At 40.4% G+C, this 15,396-nt stretch carries 16 protein-coding genes; 7 read left to right on the top strand and 9 right to left on the bottom strand.

Translation table 11 applies throughout. The annotated features are described in order from the left end of the window. Window positions 1–48 precede the first annotated feature (48 nt). Window positions 49–1,380 (top strand): ammonium transporter, encoded by a 1,332-nt coding sequence (locus HFD85_RS04795; protein ID WP_167605548.1) that lies wholly within the window; start codon window positions 49–51, stop codon window positions 1,378–1,380. Between the two features lie 47 nt (window positions 1,381–1,427). On the opposite strand, the gene HFD85_RS04790 is transcribed toward HFD85_RS04795, so the two are convergent. Next, a complete protein-coding gene (locus HFD85_RS04790) occupies window positions 1,428–1,913 on the bottom strand; it encodes an Lrp/AsnC family transcriptional regulator (protein WP_167605546.1) in 486 nt (161 codons plus the stop codon). A 305-nt stretch (window positions 1,914–2,218) separates the two neighbouring features. Continuing rightward, window positions 2,219–3,550: a mechanosensitive ion channel family protein gene (locus tag HFD85_RS04785; protein WP_167605544.1), complete on the bottom strand. Its 1,332-nt coding sequence runs from the start codon at window positions 3,548–3,550 to the stop codon at window positions 2,219–2,221. Window positions 3,551–3,603: 53 nt separating this feature from the next. On the opposite strand from HFD85_RS04785, the gene HFD85_RS04780 reads away from it, so the two are divergent. Next, the gene (locus HFD85_RS04780) at window positions 3,604–4,878 is read left to right on the top strand and encodes a M64 family metallopeptidase (protein WP_167605541.1); all 1,275 of its coding nucleotides are present in this window, start codon (window positions 3,604–3,606) and stop codon (window positions 4,876–4,878) included. Between the two features lie 76 nt (window positions 4,879–4,954). On the opposite strand, the gene HFD85_RS04775 is transcribed toward HFD85_RS04780, so the two are convergent. Next, the gene (locus HFD85_RS04775; protein WP_167605539.1) at window positions 4,955–5,278 is read right to left on the bottom strand and encodes a DUF6249 domain-containing protein; all 324 of its coding nucleotides are present in this window, start codon (window positions 5,276–5,278) and stop codon (window positions 4,955–4,957) included. A 281-nt stretch (window positions 5,279–5,559) separates the two neighbouring features. Between HFD85_RS04775 and HFD85_RS04770 the strand changes: the two genes are divergently transcribed. Next, the gene (locus HFD85_RS04770) at window positions 5,560–6,126 is read left to right on the top strand and encodes an RNA polymerase sigma factor (protein ID WP_167605537.1); all 567 of its coding nucleotides are present in this window, start codon (window positions 5,560–5,562) and stop codon (window positions 6,124–6,126) included. Continuing rightward, window positions 6,123–6,533, top strand: a complete 411-nt coding sequence (locus HFD85_RS04765) for a hypothetical protein (protein ID WP_167605535.1) — start codon at window positions 6,123–6,125, stop codon at window positions 6,531–6,533. Before HFD85_RS04770 ends, HFD85_RS04765 begins: the two co-directional genes overlap by 4 nt. Window positions 6,534–6,588: 55 nt before the next feature. On the opposite strand, the gene HFD85_RS04760 is transcribed toward HFD85_RS04765, so the two are convergent. From HFD85_RS04760 to mqnB, 3 genes are all read right to left on the bottom strand, one after another. Beyond that, window positions 6,589–7,266: a lysoplasmalogenase gene (locus HFD85_RS04760; RefSeq protein ID WP_167605533.1), complete on the bottom strand. Its 678-nt coding sequence runs from the start codon at window positions 7,264–7,266 to the stop codon at window positions 6,589–6,591. 115 nt (window positions 7,267–7,381) lie between these two features. Continuing rightward, entirely contained in the window at window positions 7,382–8,347 is a 966-nt protein-coding gene (rfaD, locus tag HFD85_RS04755) for an ADP-glyceromanno-heptose 6-epimerase (RefSeq protein WP_167605531.1), read from the bottom strand. A 266-nt stretch (window positions 8,348–8,613) separates the two neighbouring features. After that, complete coding sequence (gene mqnB, locus HFD85_RS04750) at window positions 8,614–9,300, bottom strand: futalosine hydrolase (protein WP_167605529.1); 687 nt, start codon at window positions 9,298–9,300, stop codon at window positions 8,614–8,616. A gap of 104 nt (window positions 9,301–9,404) precedes the next feature. Here mqnB and folE point away from each other — a divergent pair, with 104 nt between their 5' ends. Continuing rightward, window positions 9,405–10,028, top strand: a complete 624-nt coding sequence (gene folE, locus HFD85_RS04745) for a GTP cyclohydrolase I FolE (RefSeq protein ID WP_167605527.1) — start codon at window positions 9,405–9,407, stop codon at window positions 10,026–10,028. A 163-nt stretch (window positions 10,029–10,191) separates the two neighbouring features. Here the strand turns inward: folE and HFD85_RS04740 are convergent, their stop codons facing one another. Continuing rightward, complete coding sequence (locus HFD85_RS04740; protein WP_167605525.1) at window positions 10,192–11,295, bottom strand: lactonase family protein; 1,104 nt, start codon at window positions 11,293–11,295, stop codon at window positions 10,192–10,194. Window positions 11,296–11,345: 50 nt separating this feature from the next. Here HFD85_RS04740 and HFD85_RS04735 point away from each other — a divergent pair, with 50 nt between their 5' ends. Further along, window positions 11,346–11,582, top strand: coding sequence for a CDGSH iron-sulfur domain-containing protein (locus HFD85_RS04735; RefSeq protein WP_167605523.1), 237 nt, complete (start codon window positions 11,346–11,348; stop codon window positions 11,580–11,582). On the opposite strand, the gene HFD85_RS21865 is transcribed toward HFD85_RS04735, so the two are convergent. After that, window positions 11,577–12,323: a flavin reductase gene (locus tag HFD85_RS21865; RefSeq protein WP_167605521.1), complete on the bottom strand. Its 747-nt coding sequence runs from the start codon at window positions 12,321–12,323 to the stop codon at window positions 11,577–11,579. The two genes, HFD85_RS04735 and HFD85_RS21865, sit on opposite strands and share 6 nt — an antisense overlap. 509 nt (window positions 12,324–12,832) lie before the next feature. Between HFD85_RS21865 and HFD85_RS04725 the strand changes: the two genes are divergently transcribed. Beyond that, window positions 12,833–14,191: a sigma-54-dependent transcriptional regulator gene (locus HFD85_RS04725; protein WP_167605519.1), complete on the top strand. Its 1,359-nt coding sequence runs from the start codon at window positions 12,833–12,835 to the stop codon at window positions 14,189–14,191. A 71-nt stretch (window positions 14,192–14,262) separates the two neighbouring features. Here HFD85_RS04725 and fabD read toward each other — a convergent pair whose 3' ends face one another. Further along, complete coding sequence (fabD, locus tag HFD85_RS04720; RefSeq protein WP_167605517.1) at window positions 14,263–15,150, bottom strand: ACP S-malonyltransferase; 888 nt, start codon at window positions 15,148–15,150, stop codon at window positions 14,263–14,265. Between the last annotated feature and the right edge of the window lie 246 nt (window positions 15,151–15,396).

Genomic DNA, 15,396 nt, shown 5'->3' with positions numbered 1-15,396 from the left:
TATCTATCCACTTAAATTCGATTTGGTGCGCTTTAAAATTTTCAGAGTATGAAAAATAAAACAAGTTGGTGGCTGCTACTAGCCTTATTGGTTATTGTTGCTTTTCTCGGAGTATTAATTCCTACAGGTACAGTCGAGCAAGATTATTCGAATCTGAATGCCGGTGACACTGCATGGATGCTTACTGCAACCGGTTTAGTTCTGCTTATGACTCCAGGTCTGGCATTATTCTATGGCGGGATGATTCAGTCGAGAAACATTATCTCAACAATGCTTCAGAGCTTTATTGCCATGGGGATAGTTAGTGTTTTGTGGGTAATTGTAGGTTTTAGCATTGCTTTTGGTGACAGTATTGGTCCGGAAGGTTTCGGACTATTTGGTAATCCTGCCACGTATTTCATGTTTAAAGGCGTTGGTGGTGGTACCAATCCGGATTTGGCTCCAACATTTCCATTTGCGGTTTTTGCCATGTTTCAGCTGAAATTTGCAATCATCACACCGGCACTCATCACCGGTTCCTTTGCCGGACGAGTCAGGTTCCGCGCTTACATGTTATTTATGGTATTATTCATCCTTTTTATTTATGCGCCACTCGCCCACTGGACCTGGCATCCGAACGGATTTTTGCGAAACTGGGGTGTTCTTGATTTTGCCGGTGGAACCGTTGTACATATGTCAGCAGGTTTCGCAGCACTTGCCGGAGCTATGTTCCTCGGACGCAGAAAAGATGCCAATAAAGAATTCAAACCAGCAAATATTCCGTACATCCTGTTGGGAGCCGGAATGCTTTGGTTTGGCTGGTTTGGTTTTAATGCGGGTTCGGCATTAGCGGCCAATGATGTTGCCGCTTCGGCACTTGTTAACACCAATACAGCCTCAGCAGCTGCCATGCTTACCTGGATATTTTTCGATGCGGCTCAAGGGAAAAAACCGTCTGCAGTTGGTGCCTCCATCGGACTGGTAGTTGGTTTGGTTGCCATTACACCGGCCGCCGGTTTTGTTAATGTTGGCTCAAGTATCTTTATTGGAGTTATCGCTGCAATAATTAGTAATTATGCCATTACGCTGCGTACAAAATCGAAACTTGACGATACGCTGGATGTATTCCCGGCACATGGGATGGGTGGTATCACCGGTATGATCCTCACCGCAGTTTTTGCGAATGAAGTTGGCTTAATTCACGGCGAAATCACGACTTTCCTTTATCACCTGCTTGCCCTTGTTATTGTTGGAGCATTTACATTCGGAGGTTCCTTTCTAATGTATAAAATTACCGATATGATCGTTCCATTACGTATTTCTCCCCATGGTGAAAAAATTGGTCTGGATATCAGCCAGCACGACGAATCGTACAACTTTGTTTATTCTGATGAACAGTAAATTGAACTAACGAATAATAAAAAAGGCCGGTTTTCACCGGCCTTTTCTTATTTAATTGGAACTTGTCGTTTAAAATCCATTTCAAGTGAGATAAATGTCTCGGTACGCGCAATACCTTCAATATCCTGAAGGTCCTGGTCGATTAAGCGCTTCAAATGCGTATTGGTTTTGGTTTGAATTTTAATAAAAATAGCATAGGCCCCGGTAGTGTAGTGACACTCCACAATTTCCGGAATATTCCTGAGTGCCTCAGCCACCTGCGTGTGGTATTTTTGCTTTTCGAGGTAAATGCCCATGTACGCGCAGGTATTGTAGCCTAATTTTTGAGGGCTAACAATAAATTCGCTGCCATGAACAACCCCAATATTCAATAATCGCTGTACGCGCTGATGAATTGCAGCACCGGAAACTCCGCATTCGCGTGCTACTTCAAGGAATGGGATACGTGCATTTTTGGTGATCAGCTTTAGTATTTTTTCATCCAGTTCATCGATGTCAGCTGCCTTCTCTTCAAAATAATCAGTTGATTTCATCTCATTAATTGTTTACATTGTTGGCAATCGAGGGAATTCGCTAGTATCTGTTTTTTAGTTCGTGTGCAAAGTCCGCTCCGAAGTAATTTATAACCATTAATTCTTTAAACTCGCCCAATAAATTTGAACACATATACATTAGAATTCCGCAAAAATGAATTCCGAACCTGTGCCTCAAATTTTCAAAACGAGTTTCAAATCGTAAAACAAAAGTAGATAAAAATCACAAATACTAATCTATGCTGCTTTAAAACATACGAAATTTTACAGACCGTAAGTTGAAGGGATTTTCACATCCATATTTTTCAATTTTCCTGTGGTATTCTGTTCATACCCGAGCGTGCAAAATCCACTCCCGAAAGTTCCTGAAAAACACGTAATTCAAATTCGGGTACTACTGCAAAAATATGGTCGAAAATATCGGCTTGTATTGCCTCGTATTTTGCCCACTCCTGTTCTTTCGAAAAGACATAAATTTCGATTGGTAAACCTTTTCCTCCAGGCTGTAGTTGTCGTACAAGGAAAGTCATATTCTGGTGAACTTTTGGATGCTGTTTTAAATACACTTCGAGGTACTTTCTGAAAATCCCTACATTGGTTTGGTGGCGTCCGCTAATGTAATCGTCATCCGATAGTTTGCGCTGTTTATTGTATTCTTTAAGCTCCCTTTCCTTCTCCTTCACGTAATCACGAATCAAATCAAATTTTTCGAATCGTGTTAGCATTGCCACGTCACAAAACTTAATCGTATTTACATCAATCAGAATCGATCGTTTTATTCGGCGCCCACCCGATTCTTCCATTCCCCTCCAGTTGCTGAACGACTCTGAAACCATGGCATAAGTTGGAATTGTAGAAATGGTTTTATCCCAGTTCTGCACTTTAACGGTATTCAGAGTAATATCAATTACAGTTCCGTCAGCATTATGCTTGGGCACCGTTATCCAGTCGCCAAGGTTTACCATTTTATTGGCCGAAAGCTGTATTGAGGCTACAAATCCCAGAATAGTATCGCGGAAAATCAGTAACAACACAGCCGCCATCGTTCCCAGTCCAATAATCAAATCCCAGGGATCTTTTTTAAACAAGGAGGCAATGATTAAAATAACCGCCATACTGTAAATAAAAATCTTTACCAGTTGGATGTAGCCTTTTATCGGACGAGTAGCTGCATATGGCGTTGTATTATAAATGCCAAGAACCGAATTCAGTAAAGCATTGAAAAGATGAACTGCAATCCCAATCAAATACACTTTCGACATCAGAATCAGGAAATTGTCGAGATTGACATAAAAATCTGCTAAATCAGCTGCAGTAATCTGTTCTGCCTTTCCAAAGTGTCCGATAGGTTCGGGACCTGCAAAATTCGCGGTGTAAAAGAAAATTAGTGCCGGCACCAAATTGGCTAGTCCTTTGAAAACGTGGTTTTCAACCAAAATATCGTCCCAGGTGGTTTGAGTTTTATTTGCAATGCGATGCACAACAATCAACATGAACTTTCGCGCAAGTAAATAGGATAAGTAAGAAACGAGCGCAATGGACAAAAAAGTTAAAAGTGCTGCCAGAGGTTTGGCAAACGTTTCAAACCCTTCTATTAATCTGAACTCCTGTAATAGAAATCGATATAAATAATGCATGTGATTTTAGATTACATTTGATAATTTAGGCCACAAATTTATAAAATGCTGCTATGAGATCATTTATTTTATGGTTATTTCTTTTTGTACCCACTTTTCTGTCAGCTCAGATTAACTTCAATAATTACTATAAAAATGGTGCCTTACGTTTCGATTTTCTTTTAGGTGGAAACAGCGAAAAAGTTGCCGTTTACCCCGAAATGATGAAACAAGAACCTTATTGGGCAGGAAATCATACCAACCTGATTGATCCGTTTAATTACGGCAGCTACCGTTTCCGGGTTTTCGATCTAAAATCTGACAGCCTTATTTTTTCGAAAGGTTTTAGTACGCTTTTCCAGGAATGGCAAACTACCGCGGAGGCTAAAAAAACAGAAAAAACCTTTTATCAGGCCGCCATATTCCCGTTTCCCAAAAAAGATGTGAAGTTACAAATCGATGCCCGGCAGTGGGACGGTACGTTTAAAACCATATATTCGACTGAAATCGATCCAAAAAACTATTTTATTCTGAATGAGAAAGAAGATGACTACCCAATTAAAGCCATTCTCGATAACGGGAAGCCGGAACATAAAGTTGATATTGCAATTCTGGCAGAAGGTTATACTGCAAAAGAGCAGGAGAAGTTCTTTGCCGATGCAGCACGGGTAAGCGACTACCTTTTTGAAGCTGAACCGTTCAAATCGGAGAAAAGTAATTTTAACGTAAAAGCTGTATTTACTGAATCGGAAGAATCGGGAACCGACATTCCGGGAGAGCACATTTATAAAAATACCAAATTCAATTCCAGCTTTTATACCTTCGATCTCCCGCGCTACCTAACCACCAGCGATATGAAAACAATTTACGATGCAGCCTCGGTGGTGCCTTACGATCATATTTACATTCTGGTGAATACCGAACGATATGGTGGCGGCGGATTCTACAACTTTTTAACCGTTTGCTCATCCGATAATGAACTGACTCCAAAAATTATTGTACATGAATTTGGTCACGGATTTGCCGGACTGGGTGATGAATATTATAACTCGAGCGTAGCCTACGAAGATTTCTACAACCTGGAAATTGAGCCCTGGGAACCCAACATTACCACCATGGTTGAATTTGATAAAAAATGGAAATCAATGATCGACGAATCAACTCCGGTTCCAACGCCACGAACAGCAAAATACACTAAAACCATTGGAGCCTACGAAGGAGGAGGATACATGAGCAAAGGCATTTTCAGTCCGTATATCGATTGCCGGATGAATACCAACAATGCCGAAGGATTTTGCCCAGTTTGCAGGGAAGCCATCAGAAAAGTTATTCGCGCGCAGGCTGAATAAGAAATTAATACGCACAAAAAACGGATGTAGTTTTTACATCCGTTTCCTTTGTTAATTGTTTTGGCTTTTCTGTTTTCTATTCCTTCTTGAGTAATTTATTGGTTACGAGGTAAGCCACAATCAGTCCTACTCCGCCACAAACCAAAATTGCTGTAAAGAAAGCAACTACTTCGTTAATGGTTCTCGACAAAGCAAAGCCGGCAACTACTCCCAGTCCAATGGCAATTAAAAAGATGCCCCATTTAACCAGTGCCAGCTGCGAGCATTCACCTTTAAAGATACCTGCATCAAGACCTTTTTCAACTAATGCCAGGCGCTCTTTTGTTCTGGTTGTCCAGTATACATATAATATTGCGAACACTGCCAGAAAAAATCCGATCGGTACAAATAATCCTTCCATGATATTACGTTTTAAATTGTTTTTTAATTTGTTTTCGCCCTTTTGACGCCACTTTATTTCTGTGGTTACAACTTTTTCATTTTTTTTCTTGCTGATTAGTCACTTTACTGATTTCTTCGAACTTTTTTACCACAAGGCACAAAGCTTAGTGAATAAAATCTCCTTTTTCGGTTTCTTCGTGACTTGGTCGTTTTAAATAAATCTGTCTTTTCTGCGCTATCAGCATGAAAATTTTCTTAGTAACTTGTAACCACCAAAATGATCTTGCGTCAAAGAAACAGATGGAGCAAAAAGACGATATCTATTACATAGAAAAAGTAAAAAGTGGTGAGACAAATGCTTTTTCTTATATCGTAGAGAAATACAAAGAAATTGTATTTTCAATAGCTCTGAAAGTTCTTAAAAATCGTGAAGACGCGGAAGAGCTGGCCCAGGAAAGCTTTATTAAGGCATACAATTCGTTGCATACTTTTAAAGGAAATGCAAAATTTTCGACCTGGCTGTACCGTATTACCTACAACTCCTGTATTTCGGAGATCAGAAAACGCAAAATGAACTTTGCGTCGACAAGCGAAATTGAAATAAAAGATGAATCCGAGGAGCTGAATCTCGATGGTATTCCGGCAGAAAACAGGGCGCAGGTAATTAAGCAGGCCTTGGACCAACTTCCCGAAGATGAATATACGCTGGTGCTGCTGTATTATTTCGAGGAACAATCAATCGAAGATATCGGCAAAGTCACCGGCTTATCGGAAAGTAACACGAAAGTAAAGCTATACAGAGCGCGAAAAAAGCTCTATACGATTATCAGTAACATTATGAAGGATGAATTATACACCATATTATGAGCGAATTAGAAGACATAAAACTGCAAGCCTTACTGCAAAGCATGCAATTGGATTCGCCCGGCGAGAAGTTCTCTGCACGGGTGATGAACAGGATTTTTGAGGAGGATAGTGTTTTCGAAAAAATCAAAGCCGAACGGGTATTGGGCAGAGGTTTTTGGACGATACTGGTCGTGTTTGTGGTGTTACTGGCTGCCATGTTTTTCATGGCCGGTTCTGGCGCTCAGCCTCAGGAAGAAACTGCCCGGCTATTGCCACAGGTAAACGAAACCGTTAGTAATTCTTTCAACAGTTTCTTTGGTAAAATAGGTTCTGTTCCGCTAAGTGTTGCCGGAATATTAATAGCCTCATCAATATTGCTATTTATTGACAGGATTATAAGTTCGAATTCGAAAATATTTGCTTCGTAAATAAACAAAATACATCAGGCACGATCCCGGTTTGTTCTATTCAAATCGGGATTTTTTATTCATATTGCCTCAACAAACCACGCATTATCAGGTATTGAGCAGCAATATAGGTGGCCATAATTAACAGCCCCTCATATGGAATGGCCACCAAAAACCGGTTTATTGCAATTAAACTGTCGGAAATGATAAATAACAACGAGCCTGCAAATACCAGAGTAAAACTTTGTGGATGTCCGTTTCCATAACGGTTCAAGGCCATAACCGACATGGTTAGAATAGATACCATATACACAAAAACAGCTATTCTCAGCACGTTATCAAGATGCGGAAACAATACAATGTAAATTAGTATTCCATAAGCGATGTACGGGATTAGCCAAAACGGTTTCTTCTTTAAAAATGGCTTTTTACCCGACAGGTTGATCGTGCGGAGAAAAAGGTAAACGTAGAGCACCTGTGCAATCAAAAAACCGGCAATTCCGGAAACAAAATAAATGAAATCGGCGGCGAACATCATAAACAAGTCACCGATCCACGAGGCAAGAAAAGCAAGCACCGCAAAGCGAATTACCTTCCGATCAACATTTCTTGAGTAGATCAAAAAATAAACAGCAATCCACACTAAGATCAATGGCTTAAAAATATGATCGATTTGAGGGTTTTGAAGGTATTCTCCAATAAGATCGCCAATAACGATTATGGCAAACAGGAAATGCAGTACAACTTTTTTCATTGAACAATTATGCTTGCCATAAAAATAGGTTTTTTGCAAAAGAAATAGCTGAACTTCTTCGAAAAAGAATTAGCTGCGAAAATGAAAGGGAATGAGAACACGAAAATCCGGCAGGCTAGTAACAGGATTCCGCTACCAGAAATTCTTTAACATACTGCGAAACACCATCTTCCAACTCAACAAACGGTTTTCGGTATCCTGCTTCACGTAATTTATTGATTTCGGCTTCGGTAAAATACTGATATCGTCCACGAAGATCAACCGGAGTGTCAATAAATGAAATGTTCGGTTCAATTTTCATGCTTTTAAAAACACTTGTAGTCAAATCGAAGTACGAACGGGCTTTCCCGGTGCCCACATTGAAAATACCTGAATTATTCTGGTTCTCCATAAAGAACATCATTACATCAGCAATGTCTTCTACATAAATAAAATCGCGACTTTGCTGTCCGTCTTTATACGCTTTATGGTGTGAACGGAACAATTGCATTTGTCCGGTTTCGCGAATTGTTTTGTAAGCATGCAATACTACCGACGCCATTCGTCCTTTATGGTATTCATTCGGACCATACACATTAAAAAATTTCATGCCCGCCCAGAACGGAGGTGTACGAAATTGTTTCAACGCCCAAACATCAAAATCGTGTTTCGACCAACCATAAAGATTCAGCGGTCGCAAGTCACGAATTTTCACGTGTGAATCCGAGAAGCCTTCCTCGCCGTTTCCGTAGGTAGCTGCCGATGATGCATAAAGCAAAGGCACCTGAATTTCGGAACAAATATTCCAAAGACGCTGCGAATAAATCAAGTTAAGCTGCTGATAGAGTTCAGGCTCCTGCCCTACTGTATCGGTCCGTGCACCAAGATGAAAGATGAAATCGACATCAGCTGAATGCTTAATTAACCATTTGAAGAAATTATCGCGATCGATAAATTTCCGGTATTTCTTATGTAAAAGGTTTAAATCTTTCCAGGGGTCATCGAATTTGTCAACCAGAATCAGATCGGTATAACCTGCTCTATTGAGTCTCCCTACTAAATAACTTCCGATAAAACCGGCTGCGCCTGTTACTACAATCATTGAATATGCGATTTTTTAGTACAGTAAAAACTCTGTATTCTGAAATCTGGCTTTCTCATAAAACTCATCCACTTCGTTTTTATTGCACGGTGCACAAAATAAATTTAACTTTCTTTAATAGACAAACATCTGGTACTAATTAGGTGAAATGCGGCCCTTAAAGGTTGCTTCTTTACATTAAGTTTTTATTGAAAAATTTCAGTGAACAGAGGATCAGCTTCTTCACGGACAAAGAAATGTGCGTAAAGAATTTTTACAGCATCTATTTAATTTACAGAAACGGCCAATTGTTTCAATTGACGTAGCAAACTGTGCTTTAAATTATCCAGCGCAAGCGGAATGTTCCATTTTGCCGAGCTGTCGGGCTCTAAATAATTTGATATTGCACGAATTTGACAACATTCAACGCCCATCCAATTGCAAACATAAAAAACAGCTGCTCCTTCCATGGATTCGGTATGGCCAGAGAATTTTGATAATATCTTGCTAATACTTTCCCGGTTTCGGTGGCTCTTGCTAACAGTTATTCCGCGTACTTTCTTCAATTGGTCCCATTCCAACATGCTGGTAGCTTTTAAAATGCCATTCTCGAAAGGAAACTCGTTGATATTCATATACCCCGATTCAAACAGCGTTAAGAACTCATGCGAGGTCTCAATGCCAAGATCAGCAAATTCCTCGTACACTACATTAACAACCTCTCCTATTTCGAGTTGATGTGTCAAGCTTCCCGCAATTCCGAAATTGATCACTAAATCGTATTCTTCCTGATGCAAAGTACTGGTTAAATGAAAGGTTGTGAACGTGACACCGATCCCTGAAATGAGAACATCGATTAGATTTTCACCCAAACGGTAGGTTTTTAACAAGTGACTTTTCTCTTCAACTTTTTCCAGCTCCTCAACCAGAAGATTCACTTCCATCCACGTGGCTGCAACTAACAATATCTTCATAATTTTTTGATAGCAGAATATTTTTGATTCGTTTACCGTGTTTATGCTTTAATACTGTTTTTCTGAAAAAAAGTTAATCTTTGTACTAACTTTAATTCAAAAAAATGTGTTCAATTAATTCTGACAACACGAACGGATACCAGAGAACAGATTCATATGACGACGAATCAACCCGTGAACTTTCGAAACATTACACTGAAATTTTAACAATAATCGGAGAAGATCCAACGCGGGAAGGACTCAATAAAACACCGGAACGAGTGGCCAAAGCCATGCAGTTTTTATTGCACGGCTACACTGCCGATCCGGTTGAGATACTGAAATCGGCCATGTTCAAAGAAGACTACCGCCAAATGGTAATTGTTAAAGACATTGAGATTTATTCGATGTGTGAACACCATTTATTGCCGTTTTTTGGTAAAGCACATGTGGCTTATATTCCTAATGGCACCATTACCGGCTTAAGCAAGATTGCGCGAGTTGTCGATGTTTTTGCGCGCCGGCTGCAGGTTCAGGAACGTCTGACACTGCAAATTAAAGAATGCATACAGGAAACCTTACAACCTCTTGGCGTAGCTGTAGTAATTGAAGCACAACACCTGTGTATGCAAATGAGAGGGATTCAAAAACAACATTCAATAACCACAACTTCCGATTTTACCGGAGCTTTCCAAAAAGTAGCTACACGCGAAGAATTTATCAAACTGATCAGTTCGAAATTAAGCTAGTTCCTGTGAACAGGTGATTGATTGAGATTGATCGAGATTGATTGAGATCGATGAAGATTGTCGTTACACACTATTAAAAAATTTAAGCATTTCCGAATTAAAGCATTTAAGCATTCATCTCCCAATCCTTCAATCCTTCAGCCGCCTCATCCCGGAAAGAAACTTACAAAAATTCAATACAAACCGGGGCTGGCAATTTAATTTCTTTACCCGTGAATTCTAGTCTGCCGGTTTCTTTATCGATATTGAATACCGTGATATTACTACTTCGCTGGTTGGCAACCAACATCCGGGTTCCGTCGGGTGTAATGCCAAAATTCCTTGGCCAGTTTCCTTCAACCGAAACCGTTTCCAACAACTTTAACGACTGATCGGTTGGATTCACTTCGAAAACAGCGATAGAGTTGTGTCCGCGATTGGAGCCATACACGTATTTACCGTCTTTCGAAACATGAATGTCGGCACAATAACTTTCTCCTTTAAAATCTTTCGGTAAAGTTGAAATGTTTTGAAAAACTTTCCAGTCATTACCTTCTTTTCTGATCGCTGAAACCGTTGAGTTCAATTCATTGATCACATAAATCACCTTTCCGTTGGGATGGAAATCGAAATGCCTGGGTCCGGAGCCGGGAGGCAGTTTAACAAATTTCTGTTCGGCTTTTTTTAAACCGCCGAAGTTTAATTGGTAAATATCGAGTTGATCAGTCCCAAGGTCGGCACTGAAAACAAGGCTTTCAAAAGGCGAAAATTTTATGGAATGGGCATGTGGTTTTGCCTGGCGATCTTTAACAGGTCCCGTACCGGAGTTAACGTTGGTAATAAAAGCCTCCATAAGTTTGCCGTTTTTTAACACCGGATAAATCGATGTTGTACCACCACCATAACAGGCCACCGCAACATAACTTCCCTTTGACGAAACATCAACATGACAGGGGCCCTGTCCGTTAGAACTTTGTTTGTTCAAAAATTTAAGCTCATTATTAACCACCTCATAGGCATAAACAAAACTTCCGGCATCTCCGGCTTCAGAAACCGCATACAAGAATTTCTTATTGGGCGATAAACGTAAAAACGAAGGATTCTCAATTCCGGTGAAAGTATTTTCAAGATTAATTTCACCCGTTTCAGTATTGAGCTTGCAAAGATTAATTCCTTCAGCTCCTTCTGATGTATATGTCCCAACAAAAAACTCCTGATATTTTGAGTTTTGCCCCAATACGAATGTAGAAAGAAGGACTCCCCAAATGAACAAAATGTAGTGTTTCATTTTATATTATTAAGTTTTGGTGTTGAATTTACAAAGAAAAACGATTAAATATGGACAAACCTGTTATTGCTAAAAAAGCTCCCAAAATGCTAACGCTTGAGCCCGGCACCTATTTCTGGTGCGCCTGTGGAAGAAGCCAGAATCAACCTTTTTGCGACGGTTCACACAAAGTAACCGGCATAACACCCGTAGCTTTCACCATTGATGAAAAGAAAGATGTGTGGTTGTGCCAGTGCAAACATTCGTCGAATAAACCATATTGCGACGGCACGCACCGCACCTTATAAATCCTTTTTAAAATACTCCTTGCTGGCGTTACAAATCGGACATTTATAATCGTCGGGCAGGTCTTCGAATGGTGTTCCCGGAGGTATTCCGGCTGAAGGATCGCCTTCTTCAGGATCGTATCTGAAACCACAAATTGAGCAGGTAAATACCCCGTTCTCATCAATCGTTTTGGCTTTTTCTTTCTTTTCTTCTTTCGGAGGTTCCGGTTCGGGCTCCGGCTCGTCACCCAGCTTATCTTTATCGATGTAAGTAGGTGCATTTTTAGGAGCGAACATTTTGTATTTTTTGTGGTAATAATCGTAAGTCAGTGGTTCCTCGTTCGAAATAATATCGCTGTCAACAACCTCAGCAATAATCAATATATGTGTGCCCACATCAACGGTATCCAGCACTTTACAATCGAGCCAGGCCACGCAGGAATTAATCACAATCGGAGCTCCTGTAACCGATCGTTTTGTCATAACTCCATCGAACTTGTCAATGTCGGAACTCGACATAAAACCAAACTTACCGATCAATGATGTTTCAACTTCCTTCTTCAAAACCGAAAGCGAGAATTTTTTACTGTCGATTATTTTTTGAGTTGAATAATTATCCTTGTTACTGCTTATAGCAATTTTCGAAGGTTCGGAAGTGACCTGAAAAGCAGTATTTCCAATATACCCAACCTTTTCACCTTCGTGTTCGGTAGCAATAATATATAAGCCATAAGACAATTTATGGAAAGCACGATAATTCATAGTATACTATTTTTTACTCCGAAGAAGAATTCTGACTAGTGTGCCGGAACGTTTCTTCCCGGAATTTTGGTTCGTAAAATGCTAAATTTAAGAATTGATTTTTACATATCGGGTGCATTACTTCTATTCTTCAAAATTTAATGAACTAAAACCAATCATTATAAATTAATGCAATCTAGTCGAATTCGTTCTTTTACTTTTTACGATGTAGCACCCTGAGGTATTGACAGACATTTGAGGATGTTACCAAATTGGGAATTGGCAAGGAACAAGAGGCAAAAGACAGAAAAAGTTGGCCCTCCGGCATTAATGGCTAAATCCGAAGAGAACCATAACATCATTGGAAAAATTTCAAATAGTAGCTTATAAGTTTTTAAACACATATTCCATATCGAGGAAACTTTTTTTGAATATGGGATACCCTCCTAAATATTTTCCATATTTTGGACAAAGCACTTGTTACGCATGATTCTTTTATCTATTTTAGTTTTCGCAATTAGTACAAAAACATGTCAAAGCAAAACCAGCAAACCCAGTACAAGGTATTTATAGTTGAAGACAACGAACTATATGCCCGAGTGCTTAAGAAGCAACTCACTGATGACAACCTCCAGGTAAAAGTATTTTATAACGGAACCGACTTCATTAATGCACTTCACGAGAAACCCGACGTGGTAACACTCGATTATACCCTACCCGACATGACCGGGAAAGAAGTGTTGCAAAAAATCCAGATAGAGCACCCCGAAGCGAATGTTATCGTTATATCGGCTCAGGACAGTATTGACACTGCCATTGAGTTGATGAAGAACGGCGCTTATGATTACATTATGAAAGCGCCCGATACCCGCGAAAAACTAAGCAACATCATCAGGAATATTTACAAAACCGATCAGTTGGTTAAAGAAAATATTATTCTTAAAGATGCTGTAAAGGAACGCTATAACTTCAAGAACCTTATAAAAGGGAACAGTCGCGAAATCGACCATGTTTTTGATTTGATGAATAAAGCCATTCAAACCAATATTTCGGTATCCATTTCGGGCGAAACCGGAACCGGTAAGGAATTGGTAGCAAAAGGCATCCATTATAACTCGAGAAGAAGCAACAAACCTTTTGTGGCTGTAAACGTCTCTGCCATTCCCGACGGACTGATTGAAAGCGAATTATTTGGACACGAAAAGGGAGCATTTACCGGCGCTGATTTTCAGAAGATCGGGAAATTTGAAATGGCCAACGGCGGAACACTTTTCTTAGACGAAATTGCCGACCTGAACCTGAATCTGCAGGCCAAACTGCTTCGGGTGATTCAGGAGCGCGAACTGGTTCGTCTGGGCGGCCACGACAATATTCCACTAGATGTAAGGATCATTACCGCCACCCATAAAAACCTGTCGGCACTGGCAACCGATGATAAATTCAGGCAGGACCTTTATTACCGCCTGCTCGGTTTACCTATCGAAATACCGCCACTGCGGCAGCGTGGCAACGACAAAATTCTGCTGGCGAAATTCTTTGTCGATGAATTTTGCAGAGACAACGATCTGGAGCCCAAAACCATTTCGGAGGAAGCCAAACAGATGTTGCTTACCTATCATTACCCGGGAAATATCAGGGAATTGAAAGCGATTATGGAACTGGCCTGTGTAATGTGCAGCCGCGATGTTATCAAGCCCAGCCACCTGAACATGAATGTGGATGAAAACGTGCAGAACCTGCTGGCTTCGGAGAAAACCCTGGAAGAATACAACAACGAAATCGTAAAATTCTTTCTGAATAAATACAATCAGAATGTACGCTTAGTGGCATCGAAACTGGGAATTGGGAAATCTACCATTTACCGGATGCTGCAAAAAAATATGGATTAGGCAATCCTTCCCAAAAGAAAATCCCGGTAAGCCAATGCTTACCGGGATTTTTTATGTCATGAGAATATTTCTTATCCCTCGTAGCTGTTCACACCAAAAGTTTCCATGGCGCGGTCAACTTTTTTAACCAGGCCTTGTAACACTTTTCCCGGACCAACTTCAGTGAATGAAGTAGCTCCGTCGGCAATCATATTCTGAACAATCTGTGTCCATTTTACCGGAGCGGTCAACTGTGCAATAAGGTTTTCCTTAATTACCGCCGGATCTGATACCGGTTTTGCATCAACGTTCTGATACACCGGACAAGCAGGCACACTAAATGTAGTCGCTTCAATGGCAGCTGCCAGTTCTTCGCGGGCAGGCTCCATAAACGGCGAGTGGAATGCACCACCAACTACCAGTTTTAAAGCGCGTTTAGCACCTTTTTCAGTTAACAGGGCACAAGCTTTGTCAATGCCGGCCTCCGAACCGGAAATTACCAGCTGTCCCGGGCAATTGTAGTTAGCCGGAACTACTACGTCATCGATCTCGGCACAAACTTCTTCAACCACTGCATCTTCCAGTCCTACAATAGCAGCCATAGTTGATGGCTCAATTTCGCAGGCTTTTTGCATGGCCATCGCACGTTGCGAAACCAGCTTCAGTCCGTCTTCGAACGTTAGCGTTCCGTTTGCCACCAGTGCCGAAAATTCACCCAACGAGTGACCGGCAACCATATCGGGTGCAAAATCTTTTAATGTTTTAGCCAGCAATACCGAATGCAGGAAAATGGCAGGTTGTGTAACCTTTGTTTGCTTCAGGTCTTCCACATCACCTTCGAACATAATTTTGGTAATATCGAATCCAAGAATATCATTTGCTTTTTCGAACAGCGCTTTCGCTTCTGCCGAATTTTCATAAAGATCTTTTCCCATTCCCGGGTATTGTGCTCCCTGTCCGGGAAATACAAATGCCTTCATAATTTTTGAGTTTATTAATTCCGGCGCAAATTTAATCGAAAATCAAAGAATGGCCTTTAAATCGCATCTATTCAATCAGATTTGATAAAAAATTAGGTTACTGTTTCGAAAATTGTGTTGAATGGGTCAATTGTTAAGGAGCGAGTAGGTGAAAAACTGTTTGAGTTTATAAAAGGAATATTATAATCCCTTAATTCACGGGCACACCAGTAAGGGTAAATATATAAACGCAAAAACCCGGGGTGA

Source organism: Maribellus sediminis, from assembly GCF_011799805.1.
Lineage (GTDB): Bacteria > Bacteroidota > Bacteroidia > Bacteroidales > Prolixibacteraceae > Draconibacterium > Draconibacterium sediminis_A.
The sequence above is the reverse complement of the archived record's forward strand: the minus strand, read 5'-3'. Positions and strand labels throughout refer to the sequence as shown.

Coding starts and splice junctions, on each gene's coding strand:
- HFD85_RS04740 (WP_167605525.1), bottom strand. CDS start 11,295: ATGAAACACTACATTTTGTTCATTTGGGGAGTCCTTCTTTCTACATTC.
- HFD85_RS04770 (WP_167605537.1), top strand. CDS start 5,560: ATGGAGCAAAAAGACGATATCTATTACATAGAAAAAGTAAAAAGTGGT.
- HFD85_RS04795 (WP_167605548.1), top strand. CDS start 49: ATGAAAAATAAAACAAGTTGGTGGCTGCTACTAGCCTTATTGGTTATT.
- HFD85_RS04735 (WP_167605523.1), top strand. CDS start 11,346: ATGGACAAACCTGTTATTGCTAAAAAAGCTCCCAAAATGCTAACGCTT.
- folE (WP_167605527.1), top strand. CDS start 9,405: ATGTGTTCAATTAATTCTGACAACACGAACGGATACCAGAGAACAGAT.
- HFD85_RS04725 (WP_167605519.1), top strand. CDS start 12,833: ATGTCAAAGCAAAACCAGCAAACCCAGTACAAGGTATTTATAGTTGAA.
- HFD85_RS04765 (WP_167605535.1), top strand. CDS start 6,123: ATGAGCGAATTAGAAGACATAAAACTGCAAGCCTTACTGCAAAGCATG.
- HFD85_RS04775 (WP_167605539.1), bottom strand. CDS start 5,278: ATGGAAGGATTATTTGTACCGATCGGATTTTTTCTGGCAGTGTTCGCA.
- rfaD (WP_167605531.1), bottom strand. CDS start 8,347: ATGATTGTAGTAACAGGCGCAGCCGGTTTTATCGGAAGTTATTTAGTA.
- HFD85_RS04780 (WP_167605541.1), top strand. CDS start 3,604: ATGAGATCATTTATTTTATGGTTATTTCTTTTTGTACCCACTTTTCTG.
- fabD (WP_167605517.1), bottom strand. CDS start 15,150: ATGAAGGCATTTGTATTTCCCGGACAGGGAGCACAATACCCGGGAATG.
- HFD85_RS04790 (WP_167605546.1), bottom strand. CDS start 1,913: ATGAAATCAACTGATTATTTTGAAGAGAAGGCAGCTGACATCGATGAA.
- HFD85_RS04785 (WP_167605544.1), bottom strand. CDS start 3,550: ATGCATTATTTATATCGATTTCTATTACAGGAGTTCAGATTAATAGAA.
- mqnB (WP_167605529.1), bottom strand. CDS start 9,300: ATGAAGATATTGTTAGTTGCAGCCACGTGGATGGAAGTGAATCTTCTG.
- HFD85_RS21865 (WP_167605521.1), bottom strand. CDS start 12,323: ATGAATTATCGTGCTTTCCATAAATTGTCTTATGGCTTATATATTATT.
- HFD85_RS04760 (WP_167605533.1), bottom strand. CDS start 7,266: ATGAAAAAAGTTGTACTGCATTTCCTGTTTGCCATAATCGTTATTGGC.